Annotated in this window: 13 protein-coding genes; 4 read left to right on the forward strand and 9 right to left on the reverse strand. The window is 71.5% G+C overall.

What is annotated here, in order from left to right:
* Positions 1–172 precede the first annotated feature (172 nt).
* Entirely contained in the window at positions 173–1,291 is a 1,119-nt protein-coding gene (locus tag ACGFY5_RS04400; RefSeq protein ID WP_392717206.1) for a hypothetical protein, read from the forward strand.
* Positions 1,288–1,860 (forward strand): hypothetical protein, encoded by a 573-nt coding sequence (locus ACGFY5_RS04405; RefSeq protein WP_392717208.1) that lies wholly within the window; start codon positions 1,288–1,290, stop codon positions 1,858–1,860. The genes ACGFY5_RS04400 and ACGFY5_RS04405 overlap by 4 nt, the downstream gene beginning before the upstream one ends.
* On the opposite strand, the gene ACGFY5_RS04410 is transcribed toward ACGFY5_RS04405, so the two are convergent.
* On the reverse strand, positions 1,798–2,628 hold the full coding sequence (locus tag ACGFY5_RS04410; RefSeq protein WP_392717210.1) for an aldo/keto reductase: 831 nt from the start codon (positions 2,626–2,628) through the stop codon (positions 1,798–1,800). The genes ACGFY5_RS04405 and ACGFY5_RS04410 overlap by 63 nt on opposite strands.
* Positions 2,629–2,790: 162 nt before the next feature.
* Complete coding sequence (gene ppc, locus ACGFY5_RS04415; RefSeq protein WP_392717212.1) at positions 2,791–5,577, reverse strand: phosphoenolpyruvate carboxylase; 2,787 nt, start codon at positions 5,575–5,577, stop codon at positions 2,791–2,793.
* Between the two features lie 246 nt (positions 5,578–5,823).
* On the opposite strand from ppc, the gene mfd reads away from it, so the two are divergent.
* Positions 5,824–9,456 (forward strand): transcription-repair coupling factor, encoded by a 3,633-nt coding sequence (mfd, locus tag ACGFY5_RS04420; protein ID WP_392717214.1) that lies wholly within the window; start codon positions 5,824–5,826, stop codon positions 9,454–9,456.
* A 121-nt stretch (positions 9,457–9,577) separates the two neighbouring features.
* Here mfd and ACGFY5_RS04425 read toward each other — a convergent pair whose 3' ends face one another.
* From ACGFY5_RS04425 to ACGFY5_RS04450, 6 genes are all read right to left on the reverse strand, one after another.
* Positions 9,578–11,566, reverse strand: a complete 1,989-nt coding sequence (locus ACGFY5_RS04425) for an FHA domain-containing protein (RefSeq protein ID WP_392717216.1) — start codon at positions 11,564–11,566, stop codon at positions 9,578–9,580.
* Entirely contained in the window at positions 11,563–11,967 is a 405-nt protein-coding gene (locus ACGFY5_RS04430) for a hypothetical protein (RefSeq protein WP_392717217.1), read from the reverse strand. Before ACGFY5_RS04430 ends, ACGFY5_RS04425 begins: the two co-directional genes overlap by 4 nt.
* 71 nt (positions 11,968–12,038) lie before the next feature.
* A complete protein-coding gene (locus ACGFY5_RS04435; protein WP_392717219.1) occupies positions 12,039–13,742 on the reverse strand; it encodes a hypothetical protein in 1,704 nt (567 codons plus the stop codon).
* 123 nt (positions 13,743–13,865) lie between these two features.
* On the reverse strand, positions 13,866–14,738 hold the full coding sequence (locus ACGFY5_RS04440) for a hypothetical protein (protein ID WP_392717221.1): 873 nt from the start codon (positions 14,736–14,738) through the stop codon (positions 13,866–13,868).
* A 68-nt stretch (positions 14,739–14,806) separates the two neighbouring features.
* Positions 14,807–16,678: a hypothetical protein gene (locus ACGFY5_RS04445; protein WP_392717223.1), complete on the reverse strand. Its 1,872-nt coding sequence runs from the start codon at positions 16,676–16,678 to the stop codon at positions 14,807–14,809.
* A gap of 18 nt (positions 16,679–16,696) precedes the next feature.
* Positions 16,697–18,688 (reverse strand): cation:proton antiporter, encoded by a 1,992-nt coding sequence (locus ACGFY5_RS04450; protein ID WP_392717225.1) that lies wholly within the window; start codon positions 18,686–18,688, stop codon positions 16,697–16,699.
* 124 nt (positions 18,689–18,812) lie between these two features.
* Here ACGFY5_RS04450 and ACGFY5_RS04455 point away from each other — a divergent pair, with 124 nt between their 5' ends.
* Positions 18,813–19,613 carry a serine/threonine-protein kinase gene (locus ACGFY5_RS04455; RefSeq protein ID WP_392717227.1) on the forward strand — a complete coding sequence of 267 codons (801 nt, stop codon included), beginning with the start codon at positions 18,813–18,815 and terminating at the stop codon, positions 19,611–19,613.
* On the opposite strand, the gene ACGFY5_RS04460 is transcribed toward ACGFY5_RS04455, so the two are convergent.
* Positions 19,599–22,040, reverse strand: coding sequence for a protein kinase (locus ACGFY5_RS04460; RefSeq protein ID WP_392717229.1), 2,442 nt, complete (start codon positions 22,038–22,040; stop codon positions 19,599–19,601). The genes ACGFY5_RS04455 and ACGFY5_RS04460 overlap by 15 nt on opposite strands.
* Between the last annotated feature and the right edge of the window lie 7 nt (positions 22,041–22,047).

A 22,047-nucleotide genomic window follows, 5' to 3' on the forward strand; every position in this document is an offset into this window, starting at 1 on the left:
TACTCCGGACGCCCCGGTCGATCATCCGTCCCCCCGAAAGTTCGCAAAACACGCGAACGAGTACTTCCTGGACAGTCAAACGCATAACCTATCTTTTAGGTACGGGGCAACACTAAACGGCGCAAGACGATAACCTCGGTGCGCACTGGAGTTCACGAGCACGGAGGCGTGAATGGGGCGTCGGGCTGCGCTGGTGAGCGCGATGCTCGCCATCGGGTTGAGCGGGACGGGCATCGCGTACGCGGATGCCGGGGCACGGACGACGTACGGCGCGCCGAGCACCCGCTGCACCGTGACGGATCCGCGGCTCGACCAGATCAGCGGCATGGCGGCCACGCGTGGGGCGCTCTACGTCGTCAACGACACCGCGCCGGTGACGGTCTGGCAGCTCGACGCGCGCTGCCGGGCGATCCGGCAGACGATCCTGACGCTGCCGACGGCCCACGACCCGCGGGCCACGCTGCGTTCCAGCGGCGAGAAGGCGGTCGACCTCGAAGACGTCGGCGTCGCCGCGGACGGGGCGCTCTGGCTGGCCGACACCGGGGGGAACACCAGTTCGCGCACGGCGGCGTCGCTGTACCGGTGGGTACCGGGGCGGACGCTCGATTCGGCCCGCGCCGGGGTTCCGGTGACGCGTGACAACCCGATTCCGCAGGTCAACGCGGTCAGCCGCTACGACCTGCGCTACCCGGACGGGCCGCAGGACATCGAGGCGGTCCTACCGACGCTGACCGGCCGGATCGTGCTGGTCAGCAAAGTGCTCAACGGTGTCGCGGCCGTCTACGAGACCAGCGTGCCGCTGCGGTCGGTGAGCACGCCGAGGCGCGTCGGCACGCTCGATCTGCGTCCGTGGCTACCAGGGCGGGCGTTGTCGGTGACCGGCGGCGCGGTCTCGCCGGACGGCGTCCGCTTCGTCCTGCGGACGCCCGGCGCCGCCCTCGAGTGGGACGCTCCCGACGGCGACGTGGCCGGCGCGCTGAGCAGCGGCGTCCCGCGGCGCGTGGAGCTGCCGAAGGCGCCGCAGGGCGAGGCGATCACCTACACCGACGACGGGTCCGCGCTGCTGACCGGCGGCGAGCAGCTGCCGGCCACGATCGGGCAGGTGTCGATCACGCGGACGCCCGCCCCGGCGGTGGCGTTCGGACCGGTCTTCCCGCCGGCCGTGCTGGCAGGTGCCGGCGCGAGCGCGCTGCTGGTCGTCGGCCTCGGCGTGCTGGCGTGGCGTCGCCGCCGGACCCCGGAGCCGGAACCGGAGATCACCGAGGAGCGGGAATTGGCGATGGCCCGATGAACCGCGGCTCACCGCTGGCCCTCGTCGTCGCGCTCGTGCTCTGCCTCGGCGTCACGACGGTCGGGTACGTGCACTCGCAGCCCGACGCCTACACCAGCACCGCCGTACTCAGCCTGTCGCCGCGGGACCCCGGCGAGGTCGGGTCGGACGACCTCACGCTCGCCACCAGCCGGTACGTGGCCTACCTGTCGGCTCCGGCGACGCTCGAGGCGCTCTCCCGGTCGCTCGGCATCCGTCCGGGGACGACCGCGAAGAGCGCAAAGGTCGTCCAGCAGCCGGGGACCGTCAGCCTGCGGATCAGCGTCACCGGGCCGGACGCCCAGGACGGCGCCGAGATCGCGAACGCGCTGGCGCGCGCCGGGGTACGGCAGAGCGTCGACGATTCGCAGGTCGTCGTCGACCTGATCGTTCCGGCGGTCGTACCGTCCGCGCCCAGCGGGCCGCCCCGCAAGCTGCTCTACCTGGTCAGCGGTGCCGGTGTGCTCTGCCTGGCCATCCTGGCGGTGCTAGCCCTCGGCTACGCGCGCCAGCGTGGTCCCCGCGAGGTCGGCGAGGTCGGAGTCGGTTAGCCCGATTCGGGCCGCGGCGACGTTGTCCGCCAGGTACCGCCGCTTGGTCGTACCCGGGATCGGGATGACGTGTTCGCCCTGGGCCAGCAACCAGGCGAGGGCGGCCTGCACCGGGGTCGCCCGGTGCCGCTCCGCCACCTCGCGCAGCGGCCGCAGGGAGTTCACGGATCCTCGTCCCAGTGGGGCGAACGGGACGAACGCCGCACCGTTGGCGCGGCACCACTCGATGACGCCGGTCTCCAGCGGCGCGCGGTGCCAGAGCGAGAACTCGGACTGGACGGCCGTCACCGGGTGGATCGCATGGGCTTCGGCGGCCTGCTCCGGCGTCACCTCCGACAACCCGATGCGCCGCACCTTGCCCTTCTCGACCAGCGACGCCAGTGCGCCCCAGCTCTCGGCGAGCGGTACCGCCGGGTCGACGCGATGCAGGTAGTAGAGATCGACGACGTCGTCGCCGAGCCGGTAGAGGCTCGCGTCGATCGCGGTCTCGATGTGGTCCGGGGAGCCGTCGACGCCGTCGGCTACCAACCCCACCTTGCTCGCGAGCGTCACCTCGCCGCGGTGCCCGCGTAACGCCCGGCCGACGAGTTCCTCGTTGTGCCCGGCGCCGTAGACGTCAGCCGTGTCGAAGAACGTGACGCCGTGGTCGAGCGCGGAGTGGATCACCGCGCGCGAGACGTCGTCATCCTGGGACCAGGCCAACGCCATGCAGCCGAGCCCGATCGTGCTGACGCGCGGTCCGTCGGCACCGAGTTGTCGTGTCCTCATGGCAAGTCTTCCGTCGAGCAGGACGGGGGCCGCACATCGGCGCTGATGAACGCGGTTTCCCCGATCCTAGGCACGCTTCCCGCTGCATTGCCGGAGTGTTAACCCAGAATTGACAGAGAGCCCATGGCGCCGGGTGGGGGAGCGCAGCGGGCTGGATGACAATCAGCCGGTGTTGCGCATCCCCGCCGCAACGCCGTTGATCGTGAGCAGGAGCGCGCGCTGGAGTTGCGTGTCGCTCTCGTTGGCCCGGTAGCGCGACAGCAGCTCGATCTGCAGGTGGTGCAGCGGCTGCAGGTACGTGTCACGCACCGCCAGCGTCCGCTGCAGCACCGGCTGGGCGTCCAGCAGCGCCAGCTCGCCGGTGATCTCCAGGATCTGTGCGACAGTGCGCTCGTGCTCGGCGACGATCTCGTCGAAGATGTGCCGCAGACCGGGGTCGACCAGCCGTTCCACGTACCGCCGCGCGATCGACAGGTCGGTCTTGACCAGCGTCATCTCGACGTTCGACACGAACGTGCGGAAGAAGTGCCAGCGTGTGTACGCGTCGGAGAGCAAGTCACCCAGCCCCGCCTCGCGCGCCGCTGCGAGCCCGGTGCCCACGCCGTACCAGCCCGGCACGATTTGCCGGGACTGCGTCCAGCCGAACACCCACGGGATCGCCCGGAGGCCGGCCAGCCCGGACCCCGTGTCGGGCCGCTTCGAGGGCCGCGACCCGATGTTCAGTGCGCCGAGCAGCTCGGCCGGCGTCGACGCCCAGAAGTACCGCGGCAGATCGGGGTCGTGGATCAGCTCGCGGTACGCCTGCTGCGCGGGCGCCGCCACCTTGTCCATCAGGTCCGACCAGCGGTCGAGATCTTCCTGGGGCTGACGCGGCTGGGTGTGCAGCAGCGTCGCCTGCAGCACCGCGGCGACCGTCAGCTCGAGGTTCTCGCGGGCCAGCGACGGCACCGCGTACTTGTCGGAGATGACCTCGCCCTGCTCGGTGACCTTGATCGCGCCGTCGAGCGTGCCGTACGGCTGGGCCAGGATCGCCTCGTGCGTCGGGCCACCACCGCGCCCGACCGTGCCGCCCCGGCCGTGGAACAGCCGCAGCCGGACGCCGTGCCGCTGAGCGACGTCACGCAGCGCGCGCTGCGCACGGTGGATCTGCCACTGCGAGGACGTGATGCCGGCGTCCTTGTTCGAGTCGGAGTACCCGAGCATGACTTCCTGGACATCGCCCCGGGCCGTCACGATCGACCGGTAGGCCGGGATCGAGAGCAGCCGGTCGAGGATCTCGCCGGCGACGTTCAGCTCGGCGACCTGCTCGAGCAGCGGGACGAAGCCGACCCGGGCCAGCCCGGCGTTGACGTCGACCAGACCGGCCTCGCGCGCCAGCACGGCGGCGGCCAGCACGTCGTCGACACCCTCGGTCATCGAGATGATGTAGGACTCGATCACCTCGGGACCGAACTGGTCGAGGATGTCGCGGATCGCGCCGAACACCCCGAACGTCTTCGCGCCCGCCTCGTCCAGCTGCACGTCCGGGCCGCCCAGCGGGCGACGACCGGCCAGCTCGCGGGCCAGGTACTCGGTGCGGGCCTCGCGGCTGAGCGCCGCGTAGGGCTCGTAGAGCTCGCCGACCCGATCGACGAACTGCGCGAGCGCCTGGTGGTGGGCCTCGGAGTGCTCGCGGATGTCGAGCGTCGCCAGGTGCAGGCCGAACGCCGACACCGTGCGGATCAGCTCGGTGAGCTTGCCGTCGGCGATCAGCGCGCCGCGGTTCTCCGCCAGCGACCGGCGCATCACCTCGAGATCGGCGACCAGGTCCGTGGAGCCCAGGTAGTCACGCCCCGGCTGGTGGCCCGCGTTGCGGGCGAGCCGGGTGCGGGTGTTGGCGAGCTTGGCGCGCATGCAGCGGATCTTCAGCCGGTACGGCTCGGCCGCGTTGACCCGGCGGTAACGCGCCTCCAGCTCCGGCAGGTTCGCCAGATCGGCCGCGACGCTCTCCTCGAGCTCCGACGACACCCCGACGACCCGGTCGGACACCGACAGCTCCTCGACGAGCGCGGCCAGATCGGCCTCGGTGTCGCGAATGCCGTACTCGTACTGCAGCTTCAGCACGTCACGGGTGACCTGCGCGTTCACGAACGGGTTGCCGTCGCGGTCGCCGCCGATCCAGCTGCCGAACGTCAGCGGTTTGGCGGTGGCCGGCACCTCGACGCCCAGATCGGCCAGGATGTCGGCCAGCTCGGTGAGCACCGCCGGAGCGGCGTCGGCGAACAGGTCGTTGAGGTAGTAGATCGCGTTGCGGGCCTCGTCGGTGGGCTCCGGCTTCTCCAGCCGCAGCTCGTCGGTCTGCCACAGCAGGTCGACGACCTCGGCGAGCTCACGGTTCGTGCGGCGGCTGACGTACGCGGCGGGGGTGCCGGACACGGCGGCCTCGGTAGCTTCGGCCTCGAGCAGATCGGCCACCCGGCGCAGCTTCGCGAGCGTGGAGCGGCGGGCCGCCTCGGTGGGGTGTGCGGTGAAGACGGGCCTTACGGCGAGTTGCTCGGCACCCTGGGCGATCTCTTCCGACGTCAGCCCGCGGGCCTTGATGCGCTGCGCGGCCCCTTCGAGCCAGCCGCCCTGGTTGGCGCGGCGGCGGCGCAGATCCCGACCACGGTGTGCCTGCTCGGTGATGTTCGCCAGGTGGAAGTACGTGGCGAACGCACGGACGAGGCGGATCGCGGTCGGGATGTCGGTGCCGGAGAGCGCGTCGGCGGCCGCTGCGGCGTCGGTGCGAGCGGCGGCCCGGACCTTCTCGACCAGCTCCAGCAGCTCCGGGCCCTCCTGGCGGACCAGCGTCTCGCCGAGCAGGTTGCCCATGCGCCGGATGTCGGCGCGCAACTCACGGTCGGCCTGGTTCGCGTCGTCGGACGCGACGTTCCCCAGACCCCACAGATCAGAAGGCACGGCCTCGGGCATGGCGACTCCCCAGACGCTCAGATACGGAATCCAGGGACCTCGGTGTCCCGCGTTCACCAGCCTAAAGGCTGCCACCGACAGGATCGGCGGCGCGGCCCGCATCGATCAAGTAGTGGGACGTTCCCGGAATTTTGTGTCGGCGCCCCGGCGTAGTCTCTGTATGGCGTGGCCACTGGCTCCCTCCCGCATACGCGCGGATGGGGCCTCTTCGACGTGCGCGCGCCGAAATTCGTAGGAAGGCATCTGATGAGCCTCAGCGGTCTGCTCGACGCCGCTCGCACCGACCCCGCTCTCGCCGAAGCTGCGCGCCGCGCCGGTGGTGACGCGGCCGGCGAGCTCGACCTCACCGCTCCTGAATCACTGCGCCCGTTCATCGTGGCGGCGCTGGCCGCGGCCCGTACGGAAGCCGGTCGCTCGGCCCCGGTACTAGCGGTCACCGCCACTGGCCGCGAGGCCGACGATCTCGCGGCGGCACTGACGTGTCTGCTGCCGCCCGACCGCATCGCGGTCTACCCCGCCTGGGAGACGCTGCCGCACGAGAAGCTCTCGCCGCGCGCCGACACGATCGGTCGTCGGCTGGCCGTGCTGCGCCGCCTGGCCCACCCGTCGGCCGACGACCCCACCACCGGTCCGCTCGACGTCGTCATCGCACCGGTGCGCAGCGTGCTGCAACCGCAGCTGGCCGGTCTCGGCGAGCTGGAGCCGGTCGGGCTGCAGGCGGGCGACGCCGCTCCGCTGGACGACGTCGTCGAGCGCCTGGTCGAGATCGCGTACGCCCGGGTCGACCTGGTCGAGAAGCGCGGCGAGTTCGCCGTCCGCGGCGGCATCCTCGACGTGTTCCCGCCCACCGAGGAGCACCCGGTCCGCGTCGAGTTCTGGGGCGACGAGGTCGAGGAGGTCCGCTACTTCGCGGTCGCCGACCAGCGGTCGCTCGAGATCGCCGCCCACGGCCTGTGGGCGCCGCCGTGCCGCGAGCTGCTGCTCACCCCCGAGGTGCGGGAGCGCGCGACGCAGCTGGCCAAGGACCACCCGGCGCTGGCCGAGATGCTCGACAAGGTCGCCGACGGCATCCCCGTGGAGGGCATGGAGTCGCTCACCCCGGCGCTGCTGGAAGGCTCCGGCAAGCTGGAACTGCTGGTCGAGGCCATGCCGACCGACACCCACGTGCTGCTGTGCGACCCGGAGCGCATCCGGGCGCGCGCCCGTGACCTGGTCGCCACCAGTGCCGAGTTCCTGGCGGCGTCCTGGGCCGCGGCCGCGGGTGGCGGTGCGGCGCCGATCGATCTGGGCGCCGCCGCGTTCCGCAGCCTCGCGGACGTGCGTTCCGCCGGTACGGGGCGGGGTCTGCCCTGGTGGACGGTGGCGCCGTTCGGTGTCTCAGCGGCGGCTTCCGCGTCGGATCCAGATTTCGAGGACGACGCGCTCGACGTGCCGATCCCGGCGGTCGCCGATCCGGGTGGAGCCCGGGACTCACTGACCATCGACGCGAAGTCGGTCGACGGCTACCGCGGCGACACCGCCCGAGCGGTCGAGGAGCTCCGCACACGCGTAGCCGAAGGCTGGCGTGCCGTCCTCGTGTTCGAAGGGCCCGGCTCCGCGCAGCGAGCCACCGAGACGCTCCGCGAGGCCGATCTCGGCGCGCAGCTGGTCGGCGACGTGCCTTCCGCGCCCGACGCCCGCTCGGTGCTGGTCACGACCGGGCAGCTCGCCGGCGGGTTCCTGCTGGAGAGTGCGCAGCTGGTCGTGTTCACCGAGTCCGACCTCACCGGTGCACGCGCGGGTTCCGGCCGGGAGCGCGGACGCATGCCGTCGCGGCGGCGCAACGCGGTCGACCCGCTGCAGCTCCAGCCGGGTGACTTCGTGGTGCACGAGCAGCACGGCGTCGGCAAGTACATCGAGATGATCAAGCGGACGATCAACGGCGGTGAGCGCGAGTACCTCGTCCTGGAGTACGCGCCGAGCAAGCGCGGCCAGCCGGGTGACCGGTTGTTCGTGCCCACCGACTCGCTGGAGCAGCTCACCCGGTACGTCGGTGGGGAGTCGCCGGCGTTGCACAAGATGGGCGGCGCCGACTGGCAGAAGGCCAAGGGCCGCGCCCGCAAGGCCGTGAAGGAGATCGCCGGCGAGCTGATCCGGCTCTACGCGGCCCGCACCAGCACCAAGGGCTTCACGTTCTCGAACGACACCCCGTGGCAGCGCGAACTCGAGGACGCGTTCCCCTACGTGGAGACGCCCGACCAGTTGGTCGCGATCAACGAGGTCAAGGCCGACATGGAGAAGCCGTACCCGATGGACCGGGTGGTCTGCGGCGACGTCGGCTACGGCAAGACCGAGATCGCGGTGCGCGCCGCGTTCAAGGCGGTGCAGGACGGTAAGCAGGTCGCCGTGCTGGTGCCGACGACGATCCTCGCGAAGCAGCACTTCACGACGTTCTCCGAGCGAATGGCGCAGTTCCCGGTCAAGATCGCCCAGCTGTCGCGGTTCCAGACCGACGCGGAGGCGTCCGAGACCGTCGCGAAGCTGGCCACCGGTGAGGTCGACATCGTGGTCGGTACGCACCGGCTGCTGCAGCCCTCCACCCGGTTCAAGGACCTCGGGCTGGTCATCGTCGACGAGGAGCAGCGCTTCGGCGTCGAGCACAAGGAACAGCTCAAGCAGATGCGGACGGCGGTCGACGTGCTGACGATGTCGGCGACGCCGATCCCGCGGACGCTGGAGATGTCGCTGACCGGCATCCGCGAGATGTCGACGATCCTCACGCCGCCGGAGGAGCGGCACCCGGTGCTGACGTTCGTCGGCCCGTACGAGGAGAAGCAGATCGGCGCGGCGATCCGTCGCGAGCTGCTCCGCGAGGGCCAGGTGTTCTACCTGCACAACCGAGTCGAGTCGATCGAGCGGGCCGCGGCCCGGCTGCGCTCGATGGTGCCCGAGGCGCGGGTCGCGGTCGCGCACGGTCAGATGAACGAGGACGCCCTCGAGCGGGTCATGCTCGGATTCGACGAGAAGGAGTACGACGTTCTGGTCTCGACGACGATCGTCGAGTCCGGCCTGGACATCCCGAACGCGAACACGCTGATCGTCGAGCGGGCCGACGTGCTGGGCCTCTCGCAGCTGCACCAGATCCGCGGCCGGGTCGGGCGTGGACGCGAACGCGCGTACGCGTACTTCCTGTACCCGCCGGAGCGGCCGCTGACCGAGACCGCGCACGACCGGCTGGCGACGATCGCGCAGAACTCCGACCTGGGCGCCGGTATGGCGGTCGCGATGAAGGACCTGGAGATCCGCGGATCGGGCAACCTGCTCGGCGGCGAACAGTCCGGGCACATCGCGAACGTCGGGTTCGACCTGTACGTGCGGCTGGTCGGCGAGGCCGTGGCCGAGTACAAGGGCGAGAGGACCGAGATCGAGTCCGAGGTGAAGGTCGATCTGCCGGTCGACGCCCACCTGCCGCACGACTACATCCCGGGGGAGCGGCTGCGGCTGGAGGCGTACCGCAAGCTGGCGGGCGTCACCACCGCGGAGGAGCTCGCGGCGGTTCGCGAGGAAATCCGCGACCGGTACGGCAACCCGCCGGAGCCGGTGGAGAACCTGTTCGCCGTTGCGGCGTTCCGGGTGAAGGCCCGTATGTCCGGGATCACCGAGGTGTCGCTGCAGGGGCGTCACGTGCGGTTCGCGCCGATGCGCCTGCCGGAGTCCAAAGTGATGCGCCTCCAGCGCCTCTACCCCGGCGCGATGTACAAGCAGGCGGTAGACGTAGTGCTCGTCCCGAGGCCCGCTACTGCCCGAGTAGGCGGCCAGCCCCTACGCGATACCGCATTGCTGGACTGGGCCGCCGACTACCTGGACGCCATGGTCCCGGAGCCCGCCAGGGCTCCGTAGTTCGGCTTGAACCTGGAGCCCGCCCAGGGCGACGCTGCCGATCGGGCGGAAGGACGCCGCGTATAAGTGATACTCAAGTCCTTCCGCCCGCTCGGCAGCGTTGTTCTGGGCGGGCCGCCCACTAGGGGTTTCGGTGGGATTCGTAGCGGAAACCGCGGCGGCCGAAGACCACGCGGGTGCCGGGGGTGAGCGTCACCTTGCGGTGGGCCTCCAGGCGCGTCCACGACTCGCTGTTCGGCGGGGCGATGTGCGTGCCGTTCGCCGACGCGAGGTCGACCACGTTCACGTCCCAGCCGTCGAGTTCGATCCGGGCGTGGATGCGTGACACGACGCCCTTCGGGTCGTCGATGCGCAGCGCCCGGGCCCGGCCCTGCAGCACGGCGTCGTCGCGCTCCGGCTCGCGGCCGACCACGTAGTCGGTGTCGAGCCGGAACGTGGCACCGTCGTCGAGCACGAGCAGACCCAGCGGAGGCCGGGGGCCGGTGCGCGACACGTGCGTGAGCTGCGCCATCGAGATGCCGCAGACCGCGCAGTACGGCACGCGCGGGTCGTTGAAGTGGTCGTTCTTGCAGTAGATGCCGAGCACGATCGGGCGTGCGTCGGCTTCCTCGGCACCGTCCGCGGGCACCGGGCCCGGCGGGGGCTGCACGTCGGCGGGCGGCAGGGGCCCGGACGTCTGCGACCGGTCCTCCACTTCGGCCTGATCGCCGATGAGCAGCACGGCCTCGAACGGTGCGGCCGGGTCGTAGCCGCCCCGGGCGTCCGGCTGGGCCGGGGCCGGGGGAGCGGACGACGGCTGTACCGCCTGGTCGGCCAGGGGCTGGTCGGGCAGCACCGGCGAGGGACCCGTCGGGGTGTGCACCGGCCCGTCGTACCCGCCGGGAGGCGGCGGGGGCAGCGGTGACGGCTCGCCGAACGGCGGGGGAGGCGGCGCGTCGCCGAATGGCGGGGCCGGTGGCGCGGAATCGCCGAACGGGGGCGGCGGGGGTGCCGAGTCGCCGAACGGGGACGGCGGCGCCGGAGGTGCCGGGGTGCCGTAGGCCGGGTCGTCGAACGTCGGGACCGGGGGTGCCTGGTGCACCGGGTCGTCGTACGCCGGTGCCGGGGGTGGCGTCGGGGCCGAGAACGCCGCCGGGGGTTCGTATCCGCCGCGCTGCACGGACGCCGCCCCGCGGGACGGGCCGGACTCGTCGTCGGCTGCCTCCGGCGCGGACGGCAGCGGGCGCACGGCCGAGTCGTCGGTGAACGGGTTGTAGGCCTCGGTGCTCTGCGGGACGTCGTCGTCCTCGATCTCCGACGGCACGGAGGTGATCGACGGCGAGGTCGGAACCCGCCGTACCACCTCGGTGGGCGGCGGCACCGCCCGAGGCCTCTCCGCCTCCACCGACCCGCCCTGCGGGTCGTCAGCCGGCTCGCTCCGGAAGCCCTCGGCGGGCTCACTGCGGAACGCATCGAGCCGCGAAGACTCGGGCTGGGACGGCTCGGCCGGAGGCGCGGCGGGCTGGGACGCTTCCGGCGGGGAGGGAACGGCGCTGAGCGGTCGGACCGGGGCCGCGGCGAGAGGTGCGCTCGGTGCGCCCGCCGGGGAGGGCGCGGCAGCGATCGCCGACGGCACGCCGAACACGAACCCACCCGCACGCACCACACCGGCATCGAGCCGCGACCACGGGTCGTGCGACCCACCGCCGAGCGTGTCGAGCGCACCGCGGATCACCCGCGCCGGCGCCGGAATCATCCGGTCGACCCACGTCAGCGCATCCCGGCCGTCCAGCACGATCTCACCGTCGTCAGTGACGACCGAAACCTGCGCCGCACCGTGCACGATCACCGCGACACCGTCGCCGACCGGCCCGAACGCCGCCAGCGGCGGGAAGTCCAGGTCCTGGTTGCCGGCGGTCAGCAGCAGGCTGGCCAGGCGCCGCCCGAGCCGCCTCCCGTCGCCCCCCGCGGCCGATGCGATCGCGTCCAGCACCTCGGCCGTCCGCTCGTCGTCGCCCTCGGGCGCCGCGTACAGCAGCACGAGATCGCCGTACCGGGCGAGCAGGCCCGAACCGGAGACCGGCGCGAGCGCGCGGTCGTCCGGCTTCTCTTCGGTGCTACCTGTCGTCACACGAACCTCCCACCCCGGAACCGCCAGTGGATCGAGAACACCCGCATCGGGCCGTTCGCGAAGATCCAGACTGCCACCCAGACGAAGAGGAACAGAATCCAGTACGAAAGTGACTGCAATCCGGTGAGTCCGTCGATACCCGGCACGACCCCGGCCAGCAACAGACCCCAGACCAGCAGGCCCTCGTTGATCAGCGTGAGCAGCCCGACGAGCGTGGGCCAGTCCTTCTCCCACCGCCACTGCATGATCAGGTGGTACAGCAGCTCCCAGAGGACACCGATCACCGTCACCGTGACGACCACGGTGTAGGCGATGCGGTACTTGCTGCCGATCCCGACCTGCAGCGGCAGCAGCGGCGTCAGAAACAGCGCCACCAAGCCGCCTATGACCAGCGTAAACACGATCCGACTCTGGATCCGTCCCCACAACGTGGGCAGCATCATTACTCCTGTCTTCGTACGTGGGGATCAGATCAGATTTGTTGGTTGCGTGCCCACTTGAGCCACTGACTTATCGACCGGCCTGGGCCGATGCGCTTGGCGAAGCCCCGCCGGGCCAGGTCGTCGGCGATCTCCTGCGCGGCCACCTGGAGGCCGAGGAACGTGTCGACGCCGGGGAAGTACCCACCGAGCGTCGGTGAGCCGGACGCGTAGACCCGGCCCTCCCCGTTGGCGGTGCCCTTCAGCTCGAACGTGCGCTCGACGTCGAGGCGGCCGAGCGGGTTACGTCCGACGTTGCTGTGGTCCATCAGGTCGGCCAGCAGGCGGTGCTCGCGGACGTCTGCCTCGAGGCCGGTGCAGTCGATGATGAAGTCAGCCGCGATCTCGTTGACCTGACCGTTGGCGAACTTCACCCGGCTCACCGTGCGGCCGTCGGCGCCGATCGTCACGTCCTCGGCGGTGCCCTCCAGCGTGTGGTACCAGTTCGCCTCGCGCCCGGCGTTCATCTGCGCCTGCCAGCGGCGGCGCCACGGCGTGTTCGTGCCGCCCATGTCCTTGTAGGCCTGCGCCCGCTCGGCGCCTTCCAGCTTGCGGATCTTCGCCTTGAGCTGACCGCCCCAGACCGACTTGGGGTAGTTGAAGCCCTGGTAGGCGAAACCGTTGCTGCCCGGGCGGCGGAGCCAGGCGTTCTTGCCGTGAGGGCCGCTCACGTACGTCCGGAACAGGTGCACGATCTGCGTCTGCAGGCCGAACTTCTCCCGGTCGTCCATCAGGCGCTGCAGGACACGGGACGCCACGATGCCGCCACCGCGGATGAGCACCGTGCCCGGCCGCGACTTGAGGAACGTGTAGACGTGCTCGTGGTCCTCGTAGGCGTTGACGACGTGGTGGAAGTCCTGGTGCCTGGTGCGGAACTCCTGCAGTTCGGGGAGGAACTTCAGGCCCGGGTAGCCGATCCCCACGTGGACGTACTGCGAGCGGTACGCGATCCGCTTGGTCTGGGACGCGCCGTCGGGTGGCGTCAGGATCGTGAAGTAACCGCCACCGTGGCGGCGGCGCACCATCCGCACCTGACCCTTGACGAGCATCTCCCACCAGCGGATGCGCTTGGCCTCGCGCTCCAGGTTCTCGAACACCATGCCGGCGCGCGGGGTGTAGAAGTCGGCGAACATCGGCTCGACGAGCACCTGCCACGCCGCTTTGAGGGACTTGTCCTTGATCGTCTCTTCCATCGCGTACGACGGGAAGCCCCAGATGTTGTCGGGGCGCGACGCCGAGTCGGACCGGATGCGCTCCGACCGCGGGATCTGCGAGACCCGGGTGAGGTACTCGTAGGTCTGCCACGGCTTGTCGATGTTGGACAGAATTCGGATGTTCTGCGTCGGGACTCCCGCGATCCGCAGGTAGTCCACGGTGACGAACGAGCCGATACCGCCGCCGATCGTGACGAACGGGATGTCGACGATCGGAATGCCGGCCGCGGCCACCATCTGGTCGGACCAGACGCTGGTGTTGAGCAACTCGGGAGTCAGGTCGCCGGCGCCGGTGAGGTGACCGTGCTGCTGGGGGACGGCGGGCGGCGCCGTCTGGGGCCCGGGTGCCGGGTAGGCCGGGGCGGTGGGGATGACCGACGTCGGAGGGAGCCCGTGCTGTCCACCGACGTGTTGGGCGGCCGCATACCCGGGGCCGACACCACCGGCATGATTCGGCGTCTGACCGGAGTACGGACTGCTCATGTCCCTCACCATCTCTCGCAGTGGCATACGCACGACGGAGCCCGTCCGCCGCGCAGAGGAGAGGCTATGGGGCCGGGGAGCGCCGTCAGCGAACTTTGACGCGAATGCGACTCACGGCCCGCGTCACAGTGCTTCGTCGCGGCTTCTCCGCATCGCTCCGCGGAGGTAATCGCAGAATCTCGCAAAGCACTCGGGGTCGTCGAGGTCCTCGACTCCGGCGGAGAACACGGTCCAGCGCGCGAAGCCCAGGGCATTGCGACGGTAGACGTCGCCGTAGAAGTGTTCGCTGTCACGGTAGTAGTTGGCGCCGACGCGCAGCGCCGGCCAGCCGAGGTCGACGCGGACGTCGCCGTCGCGGGCGCGGATCTCGAACTGCGGTACCGGCGCCGGGAAGCCCGCCTGGACGAGCTTGACGCGGAGACGGCTCTCCGGTGGCGATCCCGCTCGGGCGTCTGCCAGCCGGATGGCGGTGGCGGCCCGGCTGTGCGGACGTTCGGCCGCTCGCGCCGCGAGTTCGGCGGCGGTGACGTGGTCGTACGAGAGCATCAGGTCCAGCCCGGCGACCGCGTCGAGGAGGTCGCGCTCACGGGCGAGTTCCCACGCGGTGCGGAGGGGCGTGGTGGTGGGGAGTGCGCCCCGCACCACCTCCTCGGGGTGGAGCGGCGCGTGCCGTACCTGCAGGCCGCGGACGCGCAGGCGGCTCGGCGGCGGAACGACCACGACCACCTCGTCGCGTGGTTCGCCGATCGGTAGGCCGGCCAGGCAGGCGGCCGAGTAGCTGGTGATTGCTGCTTCGGCGGGCAGTATCAGGCCGGCCGCCTCGCAGCGGAGGGCATGGGTGGGCGGCAGGTCGGCGTCGACGTAGACGTTCCGGAAGAGCCTGCGCCAGGCCGGGCCGCGGAGCTGGGATCCGGTCAGCAGGCCCTGCTGCAGGGCATCGGAGCCTCGGAAGATCCGCCCGACGAGTTCGGCCGGGCGGTGCGGTGTGCGTGCCATGCCAGCACCCTGCCGCCGCGCCCGGCCCTACCCACCCTTGTCCACAGGCCGAAAAGTTGTCCCCAGCCTCAACGCTGTTGCGGCCGGGGTAGCGCAGCCGGAGCCTGGGTGGTCGGGAGCGGATCGACGCTCACACGGGGCAGCGACACGATGTCGGGATTGCACTCCACGGCCGTCACCGTGGGCCCCTGCTGCCCCGCGGTCACCAGCAACATCGCGTAATCGGGCAGCCCCTGCAGCGTCCGCGGCTCCACCGTGTACTCGGCGGCGCGCTGGTACGTCTCGCTGTTGTTCCAGTTCGTGCCCTCGGCGTGCCCGGCCGTACTGCGCCACGACCGCGAGCTGCTCCCCACCATGCCCGAGATCGACTGCCACGGGCGTCGCAGCGACAGGTTCCGCACGCTGCTCGTCGACTTGCTCTCCGACTCCGCAGTGCTGTGCGTCTCCGCCCCACCGAGCTGGTGGGTGAGCTGCGTGAGCACGAACCGGTGCTGCCGCCCGATGAACTCGGCGGCCTCTCCTGCCTCCTGGTGGTTGCCCAGCCGCATCACGCCGACCGCGCCCGCCCCCAGCACCTGCAGCGACGTCCCCCGCAGGTGCCGGAACAGATACACCAGCCGGACGCCACGCCGCTCGCACACGTCCGAGAGGCGTTCGAGGTGCCGCCGCGCGATCTCGTCGGCACCGACGACCACGATCGTCCGCGGGCCGGCGGATTCGACGCCGGTCGCCACACCCCGGGTGAGCCGCTGCACGATCAGGTCCCCGAGCACCTCGTCCCGCGCCGTACTCCCGGTACTCAGCGTCGCGATACAGCTGAGCTGCGCGTCCGGACGCGGCTGCGCATCACTCCCCAGCGGCGCCAACGGGTGCAGCAGCGACTCGAGCTGCCGCAGCCGCGGCCCGATCTCCCGGCGGTAGTCCGCCGAGAACAACTCGTCGGTGACCGTCCGGCGCTCGTCGTCGGAGAGACCGTCGTCGGCGCCGGTCGGCTCGCCCAGCAGCACCCGCAGCGCCGTCAAGACCCGGGCGACGCTCAGCCCGCCCGGTGCCAGCGCGGAACAGACCGCGCCGAGCACCCGGTCGTCGGCGGCCCGTCCGTAGCGGTCGCTGCCGTAGCGGTCGGTGCCGCCACCCTCGCCGTCGCCGCCGTGCACCGCCTCGACCAGCACGTCGACGAACTGCCGCTGGTCCAGTCCGGACAGGATGTCGGCGGCGGCCAGGTCGTCGGGGAAGAGTTGGACGTCGGTCGTCAGGTCGGCCTCGGCGGCGACCTCGGCGAGCTCCCGGCAGACGCCCTCACCGGTCAGGTCGAGCACCGTGAGTTGCCCGCCGCTCGCCAGCGTCGACGATCCGAAGACGGTGAGCAGTCCTTCCCAGCCCCAGAGCGTGCCGCCGACGACGTCGATCCGGCGGGTGTGCGGCGGCGGAACCGCCGGTGACCACTCCGGGAGCTGCTCGCTGCGCTGGTGCTCGGCCAGCTCGAACTGCGTCTTGCGGGTGTGCCAGTCGGCCAGCTCGCGGTCGTAGCGGGCGCGCTGCTCGGCGGCCATCGCGTTCGGCCGGGTCGCGGTCGTGCGCGCGTTGTACGCGCCCCACCAGACCAGCGCGCCCGCGGCGCCGAACACCGCCAGGACCAGGGCGATCATCACCAGGAAACCCCAGCCGCCGCCTTCGCCGCGGAACACCACCACGCTCAAGCCACAGACCAAGACGAAGCTGACGATCAGCGCCGCCGGTACCGCGATCGCAATGTTGCGGACGAGGTGCGGGTTGGCGGCGCGGGCGGATGCCAGCACGTCGGCCGGCACCTCGACCATCGTCGGCGGCGGCTGCCCGAACGGACGACGGAACAGGTGCCGGTCACGGAACACCCAGCCGAGGCGTTCACCGGGCCTCAGTAGAGCGCTCAGCGGCGCTCGTCCGCTCGTTTCCGCCATGCCTCGAACGATAGATCCCTACGCCATCGCGGGAGACGGCGCCGGAAGGTCCGCCACCCAGTCGCTCACCTCTGCGGCGTCGGCCTCGTGCGCCGCGCGCACCGCGACGTGCGCCCCGTCGGGCAGCGCCGAGCCGCCGACGACCACCAGAGCGTCCGCCGGTGCCGGGTCGGCCGAGACGATCAGCCCCTGCCGGGCCAGGTCCGAGGCCGCGGCGGTGGCGCGGCGTCCGGAGCGCCCGCCGTCGTCGATCACCAGCGGCAGCCCCCGGGAGGCCGCGAGCAGAGCGGCGGCACGCAGCGCGGCGCTGCCGTTCGCGTCGACGCTCCACCGCACGGCCACCGCCGACGGGCTCGCCGGCAGTGTCCCGACCGTGACCAGCTGGCCGGTCACCTGGTCGGCGAGCGTGTGCGCGCCGGCCCGCACCACGACGACGTCCGGCTCGGACGTCGCGATCTGCAGCCCCAGCTCGCGCTCGACGTCGTGCGAGAAGCGGGTGAGCACGGGAGCGGGTAGGTCGTCGCGCCGGACGCGCGCGGCCAGACCCTCGAGCTCCTCGAGCGAGCGCGTCATCTCCAGCAGCTCTCCGGAGAGGCCGGTGCCGACCTCCAGCGCCGGCGCCCGGTAGGGCAGCATCCGCGACAGCACGACCTCGGCCGGACGTCGTGCGCCGACCAGCGCACCGGCCAGCTCGACGTCGGCTCCCTGCTCGGCCGGCGAATCGACGACAACGAACGCCCTGGTCGCGGGCGCCTCACCCAGCGCCACCCGCTCGGCCTCGGCGATGTCCCGCTCGATCCGGCGCTTGGAGTAGAACGCCGAGAGCAGCGGCCCCGCCATCACCGTGGTGACGATCGCCATGACCACCATCAGCGAGAACAGCGACTGGTCCAGGATGCCCAGCTGCAGACCGACGGTCAGGATGACGATCTCCGTCAGGCCGCGGGTGTTCATCAACGTGGCCAGCGCGAACGACTGCCGGGTCGGTACCCGCTGCAGCTTGGCGCCGATGTACGCACCGACGAACTTGCCGACGATCGCGACCAGCAGGATCAGCGCGAGCTCGCCCAGCCCGGCCAGCCCGATGTTGCGCAGGTCGACCTTGATGCCGGACGTGAAGAAGAAGACCGGGAGCAGCAGCAGGACGCTGACCTGTTCGAGCTTCTCCAGGATGTCCTGGCGCAGCCCTTCACCGCCCTCCCGCGGCATCACCGCGCCGAACAGGAACGCACCGAAGATCACATGGACGCCGAGCCACTCGGCGGCGAACGCGGAGACCATCAGTCCGACCAGGACGACCGCCAGCAGCGCCGGTGTCAACCGTCCCGCGGCGGCGTGCAGGGGCAGCAGCCGCCGCAGCAGCGGACGGACCACGAAGAACATCAGGGCGACGTAGGGCAGCGTGAGCAGTACGTGCCACTGCGCTTCGGCCGACGCACCGGCCACCGTCACCACGACTGCGAGCAGTGACCACGCGATGACGTCGTCCACGGCGGCGCTCGCCAGCGCGAGACCGCCGAGGCGGGTGCGGTGCATGCCACGGTCGGTGAGGATGCGCGCGAGTACGGGGAACGCGGTGATCGACATCGCCGCGCCGAGGAACAGCACGAACGGCAACCGATCGCCGTCGGCCACCCCGTGCCGCGAGGCCAGCCAGAACGCCAGCGTGACGCCGAGCGCGCACGGCAGCAGGATCGACCCCACCGAGACGCTCACCGCCACCCGCTCACGGCCGCGGATCAGCTTGTGGTCGAGCTCGTAACCCACGATGAACATGAACAGCACGAGGCCCACGTTGGCCAGAGCCGACAGTGGGATCCGGATGTCGGTGGGGACGAGTACGGTCGACAGATGCGAGCCGAGGATCGTCGGTCCGAGCGCGATTCCGGCGATGATCTCGCCGACCACCGGGGGTTGGCCGACCTTCTGGGCTAACCAGCCACCGATCCGTGCGAGCACGAGAATCAGTGCCAGAACAAGCATCAGCAAGCCGACATCGTGCGCAGTCACAGCGGGAAGCTCCTTATTCCGTGTCCGGTAGCCGACCTTGTGACCGGGCTCCGGCCGGTAGTTTCACATCGCCGACGGGCGGTGTTGAGAGTTCGTCGGGAAGCAGACTTTGAAGGAGAGGCACGTGGAGGGCATCGCCGACTACGAGTTCGTCCGGTCCCTGGGCGACGGCAACCACGGTGAGTTCTTCCTCGCCAAGACGCCGGCCCGGCTGCCGGTCGAGGCGGAGCTGGTGGCGGTGAAGGTGCTGTCGGGATCCACCACCCAGGAGGTGTTCCGGCGGGCCACCCGTGAGCTGTCGGCGTTCGCCGCGGTCCGGTCGGACCACCTCGTCACCCTGTACGACGCCGGTCAGCAGGGTGGCGTTTTCTACTACTCGATGGAGTACCTGCCCGACGGTTCGCTCGCCGAGCCGGCGTACCTCCTCGACGAGTCGGCCACGCTGCGTGCGGTCGCCCACGCCGCGCGTGCCGCCCACGCGCTGCACGAAGCGGGCATCGTCCACCGCGACATCAAGCCCGGCAACGTGCTGCTCCACCCCGAGGGCGGCAAGCTCTCCGACCTCGGCCTGTCGCAGGTCCTGGCCCCGGGCATGACGCTGACGGGCATGGGCTCGCTCGGCTCGATCGAGTTCGTCGACCCCGACGTCCTGCACGGCGAGCCGCCGTCGCGCGCCAGCGACGTGTACTCACTCGGCGTGACGCTGCACTACGCGCTGACGCAGCAGGGTCTGCACGGCGAGCTGCCCGACCACGACCCGGTGCTCGCGCTGCGCAAGGTGCTCTCGTCGCCGCCGTCGATCGATCCGAGCCTCGACGACTCGCTCGCCGAGATCGTCTCGTGGACGATCGCGCCCGACCGCACCGCCCGCCCCGCCACGGCCCTCGCCGTAGCGGAGCGTCTCGAGGCCCTAGTTACCGCCTAGCAGGTCGGCCACCTCGAGGGCGTACTGGGCGCTGACGCCGTCCGGGACGCCCTTCTGGGCGCCGTTGCGACCGGCCACCCAGACGGTGAGCGTCTGTCCACTGGGGTCCAGGTCGATGCAGAGCCGGCAGCTCGCCGGGGGCCGTGCCTCCGGCGGCAGCAGACGCACGACGTGCACGCCCAGGTTCCCGCCCGCCGCGGTGACGAATTCGGTGTCCACGCCGCCCAGCCGGTCGTCCAGCACGGCCAGCACCCGCGGCAGCGAGAGCAGTTGCCGCGCCCGTGGGTCGGCGGCGGCGGACCGGCGCACCTCCACCAGCTGACGCAACCGGCTGGTCAGGTCCAGCGCGCCGTCCCGGGACGTCGCCACCTGCGTCCCGGTCAGTGGCGGTGTCGCCGGCCGCGCGTGTGGCAACGACTGCACCCACGTCCACCGCTCGTCGTCGGTGACCCCGGCGGCGACCGCGATGCACAGGTCGCGGGCGTCGTGCAGCACCGCGGCCTGCGTGATCAGCCACCGCGCCAGGGGCACGGCAGCCGGCAGCGGCCCACGGATCGCGATGCCACCCGCGTTGCCCACCGGCACCGCGATCGGCACCGGAGGACGCCGGGCCAGCCAGCCGATCCGCGTCACCAGCGCCTGCGGGTGCTGCGGACCGCGGACGGCTCCGGCGAGCCGGTCGCGCGCGACCCGGTCGAGTGTCACCGGGTCGGGTGGCGGGGAGTTCGGCGCCAGCCGGGCCAGGTGGCGGGCGGACCGGACTTCCAGCAAGGCCGTGCCCGCCGTGAGCAGGTCGCCCGGCGTCAGCTGCCGGACGCCGTGCAGCGGCTCGCCGTTGACCTGCGAATCGGTGTCGCCGACGACCTGTACGGTCCACCCGCTGACCGTGAAGCCGAGCGTGACGCGCCCGATCGGCACCTTGCGCTCGCCGTCCGGGAGCGGCACCAGCCGTCCGGCGTCCGGACCGCCGATCACGGCTAGGTACAGCCTGCTGTCCGGCGCGCGCCCGACGGGCTGCGGTTCGCTCAGCAGCGGCGCTCCCGCCGGGTACGAGCGGTACCCGCTGCCGGACACCGGTGCGGGACCGGACAGGGGCACGCCGGACGACGGCGCCGACTGGCGGCCCACGATCCCCGACGGGGGTGCTCCCGGCCGCGTGTACGGGTTGCCCACACCCCGCTCCGGCGGCAGGTCGTGCTTCGGTGGCATGCCGAACGGGGTGTCGTCGGGCAGCGTGAATCCGGGCGGTGCGGCCGGGTCCGAGCTCACCGGGCTCACGGGCGCGACCGGCTCAGCGTCGACCAAAGATTCTTCCGCGGACGACGGCGGGTCAGCCGGCTCGGGAACCGCAACCGGACTCGACGGCGGTGGCGGCGGAGTGCGATCCACCGGACGCCGCGCCGCGATCCGCAGCGGCGCCTGGTCGCCAAGGGAGTCCGCGACGACCGCTTGGCCCTGGTTCGCTGGATTCGCCCAGGCCTGTTCCTGCCGAGCTTCGGCGCCGCTCGGGGTGCGCCGGTCGAGCCGCAGCGGCGGCTTCTGCACCACAGTGGTCTCACCGGTCTCGACCGCCGAGCGCAGTGCGTCGACGAACTCCTTGCAGGTGGCGAACCGCTCGTCCGGCGACTTCGCCATCGCCCTGGCCACGACCCGGTCGACGGCCTTGGGCAGGTCGGGCTGGAGCGCGGTGACCGGCGGCGGAGGCGTGGTGAGGTGCGCGGTGATCGTCGCGACCTGGTTGTCGCGCGCGAACGGCAGCTGGCCGGTGAGGATCTCGAACGTCATGCAGCCGAGCGAGTACTGGTCGGTGCGGCCGTCGGTGGGCACACCCTGCAGCTGCTCCGGCGCGATGTAGGCCACCGTGCCGAGGACCTGACCGGTCATCGTGATGTCCTGGTCCATCTGCTGCGCGCTCTTGCTCAGCCCGAAGTCCACCAGGTACGCGTGTTCCGGCCCGCCGTGCGGACCGCCCGGCAGCAGATCGGGCGAGCCCGGACGCTCGACGAGCACGTTGCTCGGCTTGACGTCCCGGTGCGTCATCTGCAGGCGGTGGGCGGCGTCCAGCGCGTCGGCGACCTGGTCGAGCAGGCGGACGGCGCGGCGCGGCTCGAGCACCTGCTCGTGGTCGAGGATCGCCGCGAGGTCGGCGCCCGGGATGTACTCCATCGCCAGGTAGAGCTGCTTGTCGACCTCGTCGGCGGTGTAGACCGTGACGATGTGGGGGTGGCGCAGCCGCGCCGCGGACAGCGCTTCCCGCAGGAAGCGCCGCCGGAAAGCCTGGTCCGCGACCAGGTGGGGGCGGAGCACCTTGACCGCGTCGTCCCGATCGAGCAGCCGGTGCCTGCACAGGTACACCTCTCCCATGCCACCGACCGCGAGGCGCTTGCGCACCTCGTAGGTCGCGAGACGGGATCCTGGGCTCAGCACGCCTCAA

Origin of the sequence: Cryptosporangium sp. NPDC048952 (assembly GCF_043197895.1) — a bacterium.
Taxonomy (GTDB): Bacteria; Actinomycetota; Actinomycetes; order Mycobacteriales; family Cryptosporangiaceae; genus Cryptosporangium.

Excerpts from the sequence above, each read along its gene's own strand:
- ACGFY5_RS04400 (WP_392717206.1), top strand. The coding sequence starts at position 173 with ATGGGGCGTCGGGCTGCGCTGGTGAGCGCGATGCTCGCCATCGGGTTG.
- ACGFY5_RS04405 (WP_392717208.1), top strand. The coding sequence starts at position 1,288 with ATGAACCGCGGCTCACCGCTGGCCCTCGTCGTCGCGCTCGTGCTCTGC.
- ACGFY5_RS04410 (WP_392717210.1), bottom strand. The coding sequence starts at position 2,628 with ATGAGGACACGACAACTCGGTGCCGACGGACCGCGCGTCAGCACGATC.
- ppc (WP_392717212.1), bottom strand. The coding sequence starts at position 5,577 with ATGCCCGAGGCCGTGCCTTCTGATCTGTGGGGTCTGGGGAACGTCGCG.
- mfd (WP_392717214.1), top strand. The coding sequence starts at position 5,824 with ATGAGCCTCAGCGGTCTGCTCGACGCCGCTCGCACCGACCCCGCTCTC.
- ACGFY5_RS04435 (WP_392717219.1), bottom strand. The coding sequence starts at position 13,742 with ATGAGCAGTCCGTACTCCGGTCAGACGCCGAATCATGCCGGTGGTGTC.
- ACGFY5_RS04440 (WP_392717221.1), bottom strand. The coding sequence starts at position 14,738 with ATGGCACGCACACCGCACCGCCCGGCCGAACTCGTCGGGCGGATCTTC.
- ACGFY5_RS04445 (WP_392717223.1), bottom strand. The coding sequence starts at position 16,678 with ATGGCGGAAACGAGCGGACGAGCGCCGCTGAGCGCTCTACTGAGGCCC.